This window comes from Clostridium sp. YIM B02555 (genome assembly GCF_022320955.1).
In the GTDB taxonomy this organism is placed as follows: Bacteria; Bacillota; Clostridia; order Clostridiales; family Clostridiaceae; genus Clostridium; species Clostridium saccharoperbutylacetonicum.
The window spans coordinates 208,593-221,544 of sequence record NZ_JAKJJY010000001.1; the positions used below are offsets into that span (position 1 = coordinate 208,593).

At 29.9% G+C, this 12,952-nt stretch carries 14 protein-coding genes; all 14 read left to right on the forward strand.

Annotated features, from left to right (window positions below; translation table 11 throughout):
• The first annotated feature begins 78 nt into the window (after positions 1–78).
• The 14 genes from dnaJ to era all read left to right on the forward strand — a co-directional run bounded on the left by dnaJ (position 79) and on the right by era (position 12,885).
• The gene (gene dnaJ, locus L3B98_RS00910) at positions 79–1,209 is read left to right on the forward strand and encodes a molecular chaperone DnaJ (RefSeq protein ID WP_015391022.1); all 1,131 of its coding nucleotides are present in this window, start codon (positions 79–81) and stop codon (positions 1,207–1,209) included.
• Positions 1,210–1,371: 162 nt separating this feature from the next.
• Positions 1,372–2,028: a tRNA (guanosine(46)-N7)-methyltransferase TrmB gene (gene trmB, locus L3B98_RS00915; RefSeq protein ID WP_077360755.1), complete on the forward strand. Its 657-nt coding sequence runs from the start codon at positions 1,372–1,374 to the stop codon at positions 2,026–2,028.
• A 164-nt stretch (positions 2,029–2,192) separates the two neighbouring features.
• Positions 2,193–3,140, forward strand: coding sequence for a 50S ribosomal protein L11 methyltransferase (gene prmA, locus L3B98_RS00920; protein ID WP_238915189.1), 948 nt, complete (start codon positions 2,193–2,195; stop codon positions 3,138–3,140).
• A 299-nt stretch (positions 3,141–3,439) separates the two neighbouring features.
• A complete protein-coding gene (locus tag L3B98_RS00925) occupies positions 3,440–4,207 on the forward strand; it encodes an RsmE family RNA methyltransferase (RefSeq protein WP_238915190.1) in 768 nt (255 codons plus the stop codon).
• A complete protein-coding gene (mtaB, locus tag L3B98_RS00930; protein WP_238915191.1) occupies positions 4,207–5,610 on the forward strand; it encodes a tRNA (N(6)-L-threonylcarbamoyladenosine(37)-C(2))-methylthiotransferase MtaB in 1,404 nt (467 codons plus the stop codon). The genes L3B98_RS00925 and mtaB overlap by 1 nt, the downstream gene beginning before the upstream one ends.
• Before the next feature lie 117 nt (positions 5,611–5,727).
• The gene (locus L3B98_RS00935; protein WP_015391027.1) at positions 5,728–6,072 is read left to right on the forward strand and encodes a histidine triad nucleotide-binding protein; all 345 of its coding nucleotides are present in this window, start codon (positions 5,728–5,730) and stop codon (positions 6,070–6,072) included.
• A gap of 132 nt (positions 6,073–6,204) precedes the next feature.
• On the forward strand, positions 6,205–6,381 hold the full coding sequence (gene rpsU / locus L3B98_RS00940) for a 30S ribosomal protein S21 (RefSeq protein ID WP_008429643.1): 177 nt from the start codon (positions 6,205–6,207) through the stop codon (positions 6,379–6,381).
• A gap of 30 nt (positions 6,382–6,411) precedes the next feature.
• Entirely contained in the window at positions 6,412–6,864 is a 453-nt protein-coding gene (locus L3B98_RS00945; protein WP_077360762.1) for a GatB/YqeY domain-containing protein, read from the forward strand.
• Positions 6,865–7,039: 175 nt separating this feature from the next.
• Complete coding sequence (gene yqfC, locus L3B98_RS00950) at positions 7,040–7,321, forward strand: sporulation protein YqfC (protein WP_015391029.1); 282 nt, start codon at positions 7,040–7,042, stop codon at positions 7,319–7,321.
• Entirely contained in the window at positions 7,308–8,438 is a 1,131-nt protein-coding gene (gene yqfD, locus L3B98_RS00955) for a sporulation protein YqfD (RefSeq protein WP_017810810.1), read from the forward strand. The genes yqfC and yqfD overlap by 14 nt, the downstream gene beginning before the upstream one ends.
• Before the next feature lie 58 nt (positions 8,439–8,496).
• Positions 8,497–10,599: an HDIG domain-containing metalloprotein gene (locus L3B98_RS00960; protein WP_238915637.1), complete on the forward strand. Its 2,103-nt coding sequence runs from the start codon at positions 8,497–8,499 to the stop codon at positions 10,597–10,599.
• A gap of 3 nt (positions 10,600–10,602) precedes the next feature.
• Positions 10,603–11,103 (forward strand): rRNA maturation RNase YbeY, encoded by a 501-nt coding sequence (gene ybeY, locus L3B98_RS00965; protein WP_238915192.1) that lies wholly within the window; start codon positions 10,603–10,605, stop codon positions 11,101–11,103.
• A 74-nt stretch (positions 11,104–11,177) separates the two neighbouring features.
• Positions 11,178–11,879, forward strand: a complete 702-nt coding sequence (locus tag L3B98_RS00970; protein WP_015391033.1) for a diacylglycerol kinase — start codon at positions 11,178–11,180, stop codon at positions 11,877–11,879.
• A gap of 115 nt (positions 11,880–11,994) precedes the next feature.
• Positions 11,995–12,885 (forward strand): GTPase Era, encoded by an 891-nt coding sequence (era, locus tag L3B98_RS00975; RefSeq protein ID WP_015391034.1) that lies wholly within the window; start codon positions 11,995–11,997, stop codon positions 12,883–12,885.
• Positions 12,886–12,952: the final 67 nt, after the last annotated feature.

Sequence of the window (12,952 nt, forward strand, 5' to 3'; positions counted from 1 at the left end):
AAACTACGAACTGTACACTAACTGTAAACTGTAAACTGTAAAGTGTAAACTGATAAAACTAGGTGGTGAATGAAACAAATGGCAAGTAAAGACTATTACGAGTTGCTTGGACTTGAGAAGGGCGCAAGTGATGACGAAATAAAAAGAGCCTTTAGAAAACTAGCTGTAAAATATCATCCAGATAGAAATCAAGGAAATGAGGAAGCAGAAGCCAAATTTAAAGAGATAAATGAGGCGTATCAAATTCTTTCAGATCCAGAGAAGAGAGCAAAATATGATCAATTTGGATCAGCTGCTTTTGATGGAAGTGGAGGCTTTGGAGGCGGAGGCTTCGGAGGCTTCGATGGATTTGATATGGGTGGTTTTGGTGATATTTTTGAATCCTTCTTTGGTGGGGGTGGATCAAGTTCTAGAAGAAGAAATGGTCCAGTAAGAGGAAATGACCTTGAATATACAATAACATTAACTTTTGAGGAAGCTGTTTTTGGTGTTGAAAAAGAAATTTCTGTTACAAGAAGTGAAAACTGTGAACATTGTCATGGTAGTGGTGCTGAACCTGGAACTAGTGCAAAAACTTGTCCAACATGCGGTGGCTCAGGTCAAGTGAGAGTTCAAAGACAAACTCCGCTTGGAAGCTTTGTTTCTACTTCTACTTGTGATACATGTAGAGGAACAGGTAAGATAATAGAAAAACCATGTTCAAGTTGTAGAGGAAATGGAAATGTAAGAAAAACAAGAAAGATAAAAGTTAATATACCAGCAGGTGTAGACACAGGAAATGTAATGCCTTTAAGAGGACAAGGCGAACATGGTCAGCGTGGAGGAAATCCAGGTGATTTATATGTAAGAATAAATGTTACTCCATCAAAGGTATTTACAAGAAAGGGAAATGATGTATATATAGATGCTCATGTCTCAATGTCTAAAGCTGCATTAGGTACAGAAATAACTGTAGCTACAGTAGATGGTAATGTTAAGTACAGTGTTCCAGCAGGAACTCAATCTGGAACAATGTTCAGATTAAAAGGAAAAGGAATCCAAAAAGTTAATTCAAGTGGAAAAGGAGATCAATACGTGAAAGTTATAGTTGATATTCCTAAGACATTAAGTAAGGAACAAAAGGAAGCTTTATATGAATTCATGAAAGCATCAGGTGAAGAATTTGATGAAGCTGTTGCTCCTAAGAAAAAACTATTTGGAAAGAAATAAAATAGAATTATTTTAAGAAAATTACTTGAGTGATCATAATTGAAATCTCAAGTAATTTTTTTGTAAGAAATGTAAAATGATAGAGGTTAAGAAATAAAAAATTGCAATATAATTTTTTATAGGTATAATTATTATGAATGCTAAAAGATGGAGTGAATTAACATGAGAATGAGAAAGAAACCGTGGGCAAGGCCTGAACTTGAAGCAAGTGATTTCTTTGTTATAAATCCTAAAGAATATAAAGGTAAGTGGAGAAGTTTATTTGGTAATAATAAACCCATATATTTAGAACTTGGATGCGGAAAGGGGACTTTCATTGCAGTACATGGGTCTGAAAATCCAGGTATTAATTATATTGCAGTAGATATAAAAGATGAGGTTTTAGGATTAGCCAAACGAAATATTGAAAAAGCATATGAAGACAAGGAGCAGTCTCCTAAAAATATAAAATTAATGGCACAAGAAATTGGACTAATTAATGAAATGCTAAGTGAAGATGACATAATAGATAGAATATACATAAATTTTTGCAATCCATGGCCCAAGAAAAAGCATAAGAAAAGAAGATTAACTCACACAAGGCAATTAGAACAATACAGAATGTTCTTAAAACCTCATGGGGAAATTTATTTCAAAACAGATGATGACGAATTATTTGAAGAATCTCTTGAATATTTTGAAGAAGCTAAGTTTAAAATTAGATATATAACTTATGATCTTCATAATAGTGACTTTATAGGTAATGTTGAAACTGAGCATGAAAAGATGTTTACAGAGCAAGGTATAAAAACTAAATTTTTGATAGCAATAAAAGAATAGAAAACTATTGATTAAAACTTTGATATGAAATGCAATGACAAGAATTTACACCTATAAAAAGAGCAGCTATGCTGCAACAACGGAACTTTTCTGCAACCAAGAATTTAAGAATTTGCAGAAAATTATATAAAAAATTAGAATCAGATAAGGAAAGGAAGATATATATGGACGGAATATGGATAGAAGTTAGTGTAATAACAAAAAGTGAGGCGTTAGAGCCTATATCGGGAATATTTTATGGATTAGGGTGCCCAAATGTGGCAATTGAAGATCCAGAAGATTTACTTTCAAGGGAACAAGGACCATTAACTTGGGATTTTGCTGATATAAATATTTTAGAACATAAGGGAAATGCAGCTGTAGTAAAAGCTTATTTCTCACAAGATGATAAGGTTGAAGAACTTGTTGCATACGTTAAGGAAAAGCTTTCAGAAATTAATGAGCTTGGTATAGATATTGGTGAAGGTACAGTAGAAGCTAAAGAAATGCATGAAGAAGATTGGGCAAATAATTGGAAGCAATATTATAAACCTGTTAAAATAACAGACAAAATTGTTATTAAGCCTATATGGGAAGAATATGAAGAAAAAGAAGGAGATCTAATTATAGAATTAGATCCAGGGATGGCCTTTGGAACTGGAACTCATGAAACAACTAGAATGTGTATTCAAGCGTTGGATAAGTATGTTAAACCTAATACAACAGTATTTGATGTTGGTTGTGGATCAGGAATACTTGCTATAGCTGCTGCTAAACTTGGAGCTAAGCATGTAGTAGGTGTTGATTTAGATCCAGTTGCTGTTGATTCATCAAAAGAAAATATAGGTTTCAATGATTTGAATAACATAGAAGTATTAGAGGGAAATCTTTTAGACGTTGTTGAAGGGAAAGCTGATATTGTAGTTGCAAACATAATAGCTGAAATAATTTGTATATTGACAGAAGATGTTAAAAAGGCATTAAATGAAGGCGGCTTATTTATTACATCAGGTATAATACATGATAGAGTAGAAATGGTTACAAAGAAATTCGAAGAATGTGGTTTTGAAGTTATCGAAATAAACAAAGATGGAGAATGGAACTGCATAGTAGCAAAGTCAGTTAACAGTTAACAATTTACAGTCTATAGTTGGAGGAGGAAAAATCTGCGATTTTTCTTTCAATTATTTATTTTAGAAATTTCTTGACGAAATTTCATGAGTGAGCGTAGTTAGTGAAGAGTAAATATTAAACAAACTACTAAGAGAAATATATTGATTCCAAATCTACATTCTATTATCAAAATTTTCTCTAAGAAAATAAAACATAAATGTTAACTAACAACTATAGAAAATAACTGAAAATTGTAACCTGCAAACTAAAAATAATAACTGTGAACTGTACACTGTAAACTGAATAAGGTGGTGTTTTTATGCATAAGTTTTTCACAGAGCCAAATAATATTACCGAAGCAGAAGGTAGAATACTTGGAGATGATGTAAAACATATTTATAAGGTTTTAAGATTATCAGAAGGTGAAGAAGTAGTATTAAATAATTGTGAAGGTATAGAGTATTTAGGAAAGATTGCATCTATAACAAAAAGTGAAGTTATAGTTAATATAATTAAAAAATTAGATATAAATAATGAAAGTAAAGTAAAAGTACATTTATTTCAAGGATTACCTAAAGGACAAAAGATGGATTTGATAGTTCAAAAGGGAACAGAGTTAGGTATAGTTGAATTTATTCCTACACTTACAGCTAGAGTTGATGTGAAGCTTAAGGGAGAATTTAAAAAACTTGATAGATTAAATAGAATTGCGCTTGAAGCATCAAAACAATCTAAAAGAAGTATAGTACCACAAGTTAAAGAAGTTATTGAATTTAAGGAAGCATTGGATAGACTTAAAGAAATGGACTTGGTTTTAGTACCTTATGAGAATGCAGAAGATTTTGGCATAAAAAGTCTTATAAGAAATTTAGAAAAAGAAAATGCAGACTTAAGTAATATTAAAAATGTTGGTATTTTAATAGGTCCTGAAGGTGGATTTGAAGAAGAAGAAATAGATACGTTGAAAAAGCAAGGAGCTTATATTGTAACCCTTGGAAATAGAATTTTACGTACAGAAACAGCTGGATTTACAGCGACAGCTCTAATTCAATATGAATTAGGAGATTTAGGAGGAAAGTTACTGTAATGGGAGAAAACCAAACAAAAAAAATAAAGATAAACAATGGAACGACTGAATTAAAAAAAATGGCTAATAGAGAAATAAAGAAAACATCAGATGGAAAAAGGTTTGTTGCTTTTGCAACCTTAGGCTGCAGAGTAAATCATTATGAAACTGAAGCTATGGCTGAAAAGTTTATTCAAGAAGGTTATGAAGTCACTGATTTTGAAAATTTTGCTGATGTTTATGTTATAAATACATGTTCAGTTACAAATATGAGTGATAAGAAGTCGAGACAAATCATAAGCAGAGCTAGAAGAAGAAATCAAGAAGCCATAATTGCAGCAGTTGGATGCTACTCACAAGTTGCACCAGAAGAAGTTGCAAAAATTGAAGGTGTAGATGTTGTCCTTGGAACTAGAAATAAGGGTGATATAGTTTATTATATAAATAAGGCTAAGGATGAGCAAAAATCACAATTAATGGTTGGAGAAGTGCTTAAAAATAAGCAATTTGAAGAATTAAATATAGAAGAATACCAAGACAAAACTAGAGCATTTTTAAAAATACAAGATGGCTGTAATAGATTTTGTGCTTATTGCGTAATACCATATACAAGAGGAGCAACATGTTCAAAAGATCCAGAAAAGGTATTGAACGAAATTAAAAATTTGAGTCAACATGGCTTTAAAGAAATCATATTATCTGGTATACATACAGCATCCTATGGTGTTGATTTAGATGGGAACATAACTCTAATAACCTTGTTGGAAGAAATTGAAAAATTAGAAGGTATAGAAAGAGTGAGGATAGGCTCTATAGAACCAAGTTTCTTTACAGATGAAGTTATAGGAAAAATAAAGGATATGAAAAAATTATGTCCTCAATTTCATTTATCACTTCAAAGTGGATGTGATGCCACTTTGAAAAGAATGAATAGAAGATATACTGCTAAAGAATATGAAGATGCTGTCAATAAAATAAGAGAAAATTTAAAAGATGCTTCAATTACTACAGATGTTATTGTAGGATTCCCTGGAGAAACAGATGAAGAATTTAATGAAACATATGAATTTTTAAAAAGATTAAAATTAACTAAAACCCATATATTTAAATTTAGTCCAAGAAAAGGTACAAAGGCAGCAGATATGACTAATCAAATAGATGGAACAGTTAAAGATAAAAGAAGTAAGACATTAATTGAATTAAATGATAAAAATGAAGGAGATTTCAGTAAATCATTGATTGGAAGAGAATTAGATGTCTTATTGGAGCAAGAAGTTACTAATAAAAAAGATGTATTCGAAGGATATACAAGAAATTATGTAAAAGTAGAGATTCCTAATGTTGACGCAAATATGATAGGAAAAATAATTACTTGTAAAATAGAGGAAGCTAATGGCGAATATGTTGTTGGAAAATTAATTTAAATTTGATATAATACAAATTAAGGAAAAGAGAATAAGGAAACTCGACTCACTTTGTTCGCTGAGTAAGTTCGAGTTACCAAATGTAAAATTTGGACTCTCACTTAAGGAGGTGAATTTATGGGTGATTGTATTTTTTGTAAGATAATTAATGGGGAAATTCCAAGTAAAAAGTTATATGAAGATGATAAAGTATATGCATTCTATGACATAAATCCAGAGGCACCTATTCATTTTTTAGTAATACCAAAGGAACATATTGAAAGTGCTAATGCATTAAATGAGAATAATGTTAACATCGTTGCGCATATATTTAATGTTATTAATAAACTAGCTAAGGAAACAAAGATAGCAGAAAGCGGTTATAGAATAGTAAACAACTGTGGCCAAGACGGAGGTCAGACTGTTGAGCATCTTCACTTCCATGTTCTTGGAGGAAGAAGTTTACAGTGGCCACCAGGCTAATATTTTGTCGATAAATGAATTGAGATTTTTTCTTAATTTCTTGACATTGTTTATTTAAATATTGTATAATATAGCATGTGTTATTAAGCCCATAGCTGAGTTAATTTAAGCTAGCGGAGGGAGGGATATTAAATGTCAGAAATTAAAGTTGGAGAAAACGAAACACTTGAAAGTGCGTTAAGAAGATTTAAGAGAAAATGTGCTAGAGCTGGGGTTCTTTCTGAAGTTAGGAAGAGAGAACATTATGAAAAGCCAAGCGTTAAGAAAAAGAAAAAATCAGAAGCTGCTAGAAAGAGAAAGTTTAAGTAGTAAAGGTTTCTTCTGAAAGAAGGTAATGAAATGCCAACAATTAAAGATAGATTACAAGATGATTGGAAAGCTGCTTTAAAGGCAAAAGATAAATTCAAAGCTAACGTAATTAGTACTGCTAAATCTGCTGTATTATTAGTTGAAAAAACTGATAATAGAAAGCTTGAAGATGATGAAGTTATTAGTATATTAGCTAAAGAAGTCAAGCAAAGACGAGAGTCTATGGTTGAGTTCGAAAAAGGAAAAAGGCAAGATTTAGTAGATCAGTGTAAAGCTGAGATAGAAATTTTGTTAGAATACCTTCCTCAGCAATTAGGTGAAGAAGAGATAAAACAAATAGTAAAAGAGTCAGCTGAAGAAGTGGGTGCAAATAGCATTAAAGATATGGGAAAAGTTATGTCGGCTGTAAGACCTAAAGTATTAGGAAAAGCTGATGGTAGCCTTGTAAGTAAAATAGTTAAAGAATATTTAAATAATAAATAGCGTGAAATTAATAGTTTTAGCTATTATTTATGGGACATAGGATTTATATAAATATCCTATGTCCCATTTCATTTTCAAATATTAATTAAACATGATAACATTATTGTTTAATTAAAGAATTAAATTATAAATCCTATCATAAATTACAATGAAGAAGTTTATGTAGGAGGCAAGTATGGAAGAAAAATTTCAAAGAGGAAAAGAAAAAATACTTAATAAATTAGATTTACCAAGTGATATCTCACTAGACTTACCGAAGATAATTGTAATAGGTAATAGAGAAATCACAATTGAAAATCATAAAGGCATTATTTTTTTTGAAACTAACATGGTTAAAATAAATTCAAGAGTAGGAGCAATAATAATAAGCGGTGAAAATTTTGAGATATTATTTATTGCAGAAACAAGTATTACTATAAGTGGCTTGTTTAAGGGGATTTCATATGAGAAGGAATAATTTGAAATCCAAACAAATAACCATAGAAGTTAGTGCTTTAAAACCAGAAAGAATATTAAATGTACTTTGGAATAATAGTATTTATACTAGTAATATAGTTAAAATAGATTTATTAACAATTAGATTTAACATTAATTTTAATGAGTATAAAGAAGCAGAATCTTTAATTAAAAAGAATAATGGAAAAGTACGAATAGTTAAAGTTAGCGATATGATAATTATATTTATGAAGTTGAAGAAGAAATTTTCACTAGTCATTGGGGCGGTAATGTTCTTCGGCGTTATATATATATTGTCAAATTATATATGGGCTATAGACATAGAGACTCAAAGAAATTTAAGTCCTTTTGAAATTAGACAGCAATTATTTTCAATTGGAATAAAACCAGGACTAAGTAAATCACAGATAAATGTATATGATATAGAAAAAAAGATGGAAAATATAAATGATCAAATATTATGGATTAGAACGAGGGTAGAAGGATCTACGCTGAAAATAATTATAAAAGAAAAAGTAAATCCTCCATTAACAGAAAAAACATTATATAATCAAGTTATAGCTAAAATGGATGGTGAGGTCAAAAGAGTATACTCAAGTTCTGGAAATGCAATAGTTGCTCCTGGAGATATAGTTAAAAAAGGTGATGAATTGATATTACCAATTCAAGGGAGAGAAGGGTTTGAGAGAGAAGTCAAGCCAAGTGGAACAGTTATAGCAAATACTTTTTATGAAAAATTTATGGAAGTTCAAGTGAGTGGGGAAAAACTTCAACGAACAGGCAAAAAGAATAGTGATATTTATTTAAGCTTTTGGGGCAAAAAAATTTACTTGAAAAAAGCTATAAATAGATTTGATAATTATGATAAAATAGAAGAAAAGAACGGATTTTTTAACCAAATAATATATTTTCAGAAAAAAGGTAGAAATATAAGTTTGGATAAAGATGCTACAGTTAAGGAATCAGCTGAAAAATTAGAAGGTTCATTAAGAAAAACGCTTAGTAATGATTCTAAAATTATTGATAGAAAAATTACAGTGGAAGATATTTCTGATGGAAAGATATTAATTAAAGTTATTTTTACCGTAGAACAAGACATTGCAAAAAACGTACAATAAAAGATTACAATATTTTGATTGGTTAATTGCTTTGATTTTAGATGAAAAGGTGAAGAGCATGAAGATGAAAGAAAATGACAGGAAAATGAATAGTAATATGCAAAGAGTTATGTTATTTTTATCTGTGTTTAGTATAAGTTATTTATTAATTGTTAGTGCAATAGCACCAAAACATTATAACTTTAAAGAAGGTGAGATTGCCAGAGTAGATATAAAGGCTCCAAGAGATATAGTTGATCAAAAAGCAACAAAAGATAAAGAGGAGCAGGCAATTGCAAAGGTTGGAAAGCAATACACATTAAAACCTGAAATTAAGAAACAAGCTGAAGATAATGTTACTGGCATGTTTGATAAGCTTATTGCCTTAAGTAGCATGGTAAATACTGCAGTTATGGATAAAGAAAATGAATTGAAAAAACTAACAGCCTTTCAGTTGACAGACGAACAATATAAGTCATTATTAGGAATTAATAAAGATAGTTTGCCAGATTTAGAGATAAAAATGATTAGTATAATTGATGGTGCATATCAAAAAAATTTAGAGGAAAATGATGACACTGATTTAAAGGAAGTGAAAAAAACTGCAGCTGCTAAAATAGATGCTTTAGATTTAGATGCTGGAGTAATAGCTGCATTTAAGCAAATTGTTCAAAATCAAATAAAACCAAATGTTTTTTTTGACCAAGAAAAGACAGATGAAAAGGTACAAGAGGCTCAGAAAAGTGTTTCAAAGGTGATAATAAAGCAAAATCAAACAATTGTAAAAGAAGGGGAGCCGGTAACTGAAAATCAATTAGCTATTTTATCAGATTTAGGAATGTTAAACGATGAGAATGGAACAGCATATTTATACGTTTATTTAGCTCTTGCTGTATTCCTTTTTACTATATTATTTCTTCAATATAACTATCTTAAACTTAACTATGAAAATATATTTGAGAATACAAAAAAAATGCTTCTAATTAGTGTTATCAATTTAATTTCACTAATATTCGCTAGAAGCATAGGAAGTATTTCTCCTTTTTTAATTCCTTTTGCTTGTGCACCTATGATGCTTACATTACTGCTAAATTATAAAATATCATTTGTAATTAGTGCATTAAATATAATTATTATAAGTGCGGTAAATGGATTCGATGTCCAAATTATAATATTAGGTGTAGTTAGTTCTATATTAGGAGCAACTTTACTAAAGAAGATGCAGCAGAGAAATGATTTATTGTTTTCAACGTTGTATATTGCAATTATTAGCGCTATATTCACATTGTCTACAGGTGTTATTGTATCAAGCAATTTTGGTGATGTGTTAATAAAAGCTGGAATTACCTTTTGTGGTGGACTATTATCAGGTATTTTTGCTTTAGGAATATTACCATTTTTGGAAGGTGCATTTAATGAAGTTACAACTTTAAAATTATTAGAATTATCAAATCCTAATAATCCACTTATGAAAAGAATGCTAATGGAAGCGCCAGGAACATATCATCACAGCATGTTAGTTGCAAACCTTGCAGAAATGGCAGCTGATGAAGTGGGAATTAATTCAGTAGTTGTTAGAATTGCGTCATATTATCATGATGTTGGAAAAATAGAGAGGCCTTACTTTTTTTCAGAAAATCAAATGGGATTAGGAAATCCACATGATAATATACCTCCAAATTTAAGTACTATGATAATAAAATCTCATGTAAAAGATGGATTGGAATTAGCTGAAAAATACAAATTGCCAAAAATAATTCAAGATATAATTGCAGAACATCATGGGAAAACATTGGTAAAGTATTTTTATTATACAATGAAAAACAATTGTGAGAATCCAGATGAAATTAAAATGGAGGATTATATGTATGAGGGGCCTATACCAAGCACAAAGGAAGCTGGTATAGTAATGCTATCTGATAGTGTTGAAGCAGCTGTAAGGTCAATTAAGGAACCTACTAATGAAAAGATTAGTGAGATGATTAATTGTATTATCGATGATAAATTAAGAACTGGTCAATTAAATAATTGTAATTTAACATTAAAAGATATAGAAAAAATAAGAATATGTTTTTCGACAGCACTTAATGGAATATATCATCAAAGAATAGAATATCCAAAGGATAAGATTAAGGAATTGAGTACTGAAAATAAAGATAAAAAAGATAAAATTAAGGAGTAAATCATGATTTATGTAGATAATAGACAAGATATATTAGATGTTAAGGAGGAATTTGTAGATAAATTAAAAAATGTAATTGAATTTGCACTTAAAGAAGAACAAGTGAATATACAGTGTGAAGTTTCATTGGTTTTTGTGGATAATTCAGAGATAAAAGAAATTAATAAGGATACAAGAGGAATAGATAAAGAAACGGATGTATTATCATTTCCAATGTTAGAATATGAAAATAAAAAAGTTTTTAAAGAGATGTACTTAGACTATAAATTCTTACCAAGTGATTTTGATGGAGAGGAACTTGTACTTGGGGATATAGTACTTTCCTTAGAAAAAGCAATGGAGCAAAGTAAAGAATATAATCATTCTTATGAAAGAGAAGCGGCTTATTTAGTAGTACATTCTGTATTACACTTATTAGGATATGATCATATGGAAGAGGAAGATAAGAAAATAATGAGAAACAGAGAAGAAGAAATCTTAAACAAACTTAATATAATAAGATAATAAATAACTGTAAATTGCCCACAGGATACCCTAAAGGGCATAAACTGTTAACTGAAAAAAGTGGGTGGGGGAAAATGAAAGTAAAAAAAACCTTAGAGAGTTTTAATAATGCAATAAATGGAATAATAGAAACTGTTAGAACAGAAAGAAATATGAAAATACATTTGATAGTTGCTTTAGTAGTGCTAATTGCAAGCTTTTTCTTTGATATAACAAAAGTTGAATTTCTTATTTTAGCAGTTACAATAGCTATGGTAATAGCAGCTGAGTTAGTAAATACAGCAATAGAAGCAGCCATAGACATGACTACAAATTATTATCACCCATTAGCTAAAATAGCTAAGAATGCAGCAGCAGGTGCAGTTCTGATTACAGCTATAAATGCATTATTAGTTGGGTATATTATATTTTGGGATAAGTTAACCACATTTTCATTTTCTTTAATAAATAAAGTGAAAAACTCACAGCCATACACAATATTTATTGCTTTGGTAATTGTATGTATAGTGACAATAATTGCAAAAGCAATATTTGGTGAAGGAACACCACTTAAAGGAGGAATGCCTAGCGGACATAGTGCTTTAGGTTTTTCTATTGCAACAGCAATATCATTGATTACAGAAGAACCAATATGCATACTACTCAGCTTTATATTGGCATTTATCACAGCTCAAAGCCGGGTAGATTCAGAAGTTCATAGTATTGCTGAGGTAGCAGTTGGAGCAGTTTTTGGAATATTATTAACTTTATTCATTTTTACATTATTTAGACTTTAATTTACCAGTTAAGATTAGCACATTGTCAATTAACTTATAAATAGAGTATACTATTTATAAAATAGCATAACGATAGTCAAGTTTCAGGTATGAAACTTATTTTTAGGAGGAAAAGATGTTTAAATCAGGATTCGTTACAATAGTTGGAAGACCTAATGTAGGAAAATCAACTTTATTAAATTATATAATGGGAGAAAAATTATCTATAGTTTCAAATAAACCACAAACAACAAGAAATAATATTCAAACAATATTAACAGGAGAAGACTATCAAATGGTATTTGTTGATACCCCAGGAATTCATAAACCTAAACATAAATTAGGGGAATATATGGTGAATTCAGCAAAGGAATCTACAAAAGATGTTGATTTAGTATTGTTTTTAACTAATCCAGACGAGGAAATAGGAAAAGGTGATAAGTTTATACTAGAAACTTTAAGAGATAAAAAATGTCCAGTATTCCTAGTATTAAATAAAGTTGATGAAAGTACACAGGATAGAGTGGCAAAAAGTTTGCAAATGTATGCAGAAGAATTTAAATTTGCAGAAATAATACCTATTTCTGCAATTAAAGGGAAAAATGTTGATAAATTATTAGAATTAATGAAAAATTCGATGCCAGAAGGTCCTAAATATTATCCAGATGATATGATAACAGATGTTCAAGAAAAATTTGTTGTATCAGAAATAATTAGAGAGAAAGCTTTAAGGACTCTTAGAGATGAAGTTCCTCATGGTATAGCTGTAGACATAATTCAAATGAAACAAAATGAAAAGGGTACATATCATATTGAAGTAGATCTAATCTGTGAAAAAGATTCACATAAAGGTATAATAATAGGTAAGAATGGCCAAACACTTAAAAGAATCGGAGAAACTGCAAGGTATGAACTTGAAAGATTTTTAAGAAGCAAAGTTAATGTAAAGATATGGGTCAAGGTTAGAAAAGAATGGAGAGATAACCAAAACTTATTAAAAGAATTAGGCTATAAAGCAAAAAAATAGTTATAAGTGAAAAGATAAAGTCGGTTATAAGTGAAAGTTGATAAATGATTGACGAATAGGGATAAAT

Coding starts and splice junctions, on each gene's coding strand:
- prmA (WP_238915189.1), top strand. CDS start 2,193: ATGGACGGAATATGGATAGAAGTTAGTGTAATAACAAAAAGTGAGGCG.
- L3B98_RS00925 (WP_238915190.1), top strand. CDS start 3,440: ATGCATAAGTTTTTCACAGAGCCAAATAATATTACCGAAGCAGAAGGT.
- yqfC (WP_015391029.1), top strand. CDS start 7,040: ATGGAAGAAAAATTTCAAAGAGGAAAAGAAAAAATACTTAATAAATTA.
- yqfD (WP_017810810.1), top strand. CDS start 7,308: ATGAGAAGGAATAATTTGAAATCCAAACAAATAACCATAGAAGTTAGT.
- rpsU (WP_008429643.1), top strand. CDS start 6,205: ATGTCAGAAATTAAAGTTGGAGAAAACGAAACACTTGAAAGTGCGTTA.
- dnaJ (WP_015391022.1), top strand. CDS start 79: ATGGCAAGTAAAGACTATTACGAGTTGCTTGGACTTGAGAAGGGCGCA.
- L3B98_RS00970 (WP_015391033.1), top strand. CDS start 11,178: ATGAAAGTAAAAAAAACCTTAGAGAGTTTTAATAATGCAATAAATGGA.
- mtaB (WP_238915191.1), top strand. CDS start 4,207: ATGGGAGAAAACCAAACAAAAAAAATAAAGATAAACAATGGAACGACT.
- L3B98_RS00935 (WP_015391027.1), top strand. CDS start 5,728: ATGGGTGATTGTATTTTTTGTAAGATAATTAATGGGGAAATTCCAAGT.
- era (WP_015391034.1), top strand. CDS start 11,995: ATGTTTAAATCAGGATTCGTTACAATAGTTGGAAGACCTAATGTAGGA.
- ybeY (WP_238915192.1), top strand. CDS start 10,603: ATGATTTATGTAGATAATAGACAAGATATATTAGATGTTAAGGAGGAA.
- trmB (WP_077360755.1), top strand. CDS start 1,372: ATGAGAATGAGAAAGAAACCGTGGGCAAGGCCTGAACTTGAAGCAAGT.
- L3B98_RS00960 (WP_238915637.1), top strand. CDS start 8,497: ATGAAGATGAAAGAAAATGACAGGAAAATGAATAGTAATATGCAAAGA.
- L3B98_RS00945 (WP_077360762.1), top strand. CDS start 6,412: ATGCCAACAATTAAAGATAGATTACAAGATGATTGGAAAGCTGCTTTA.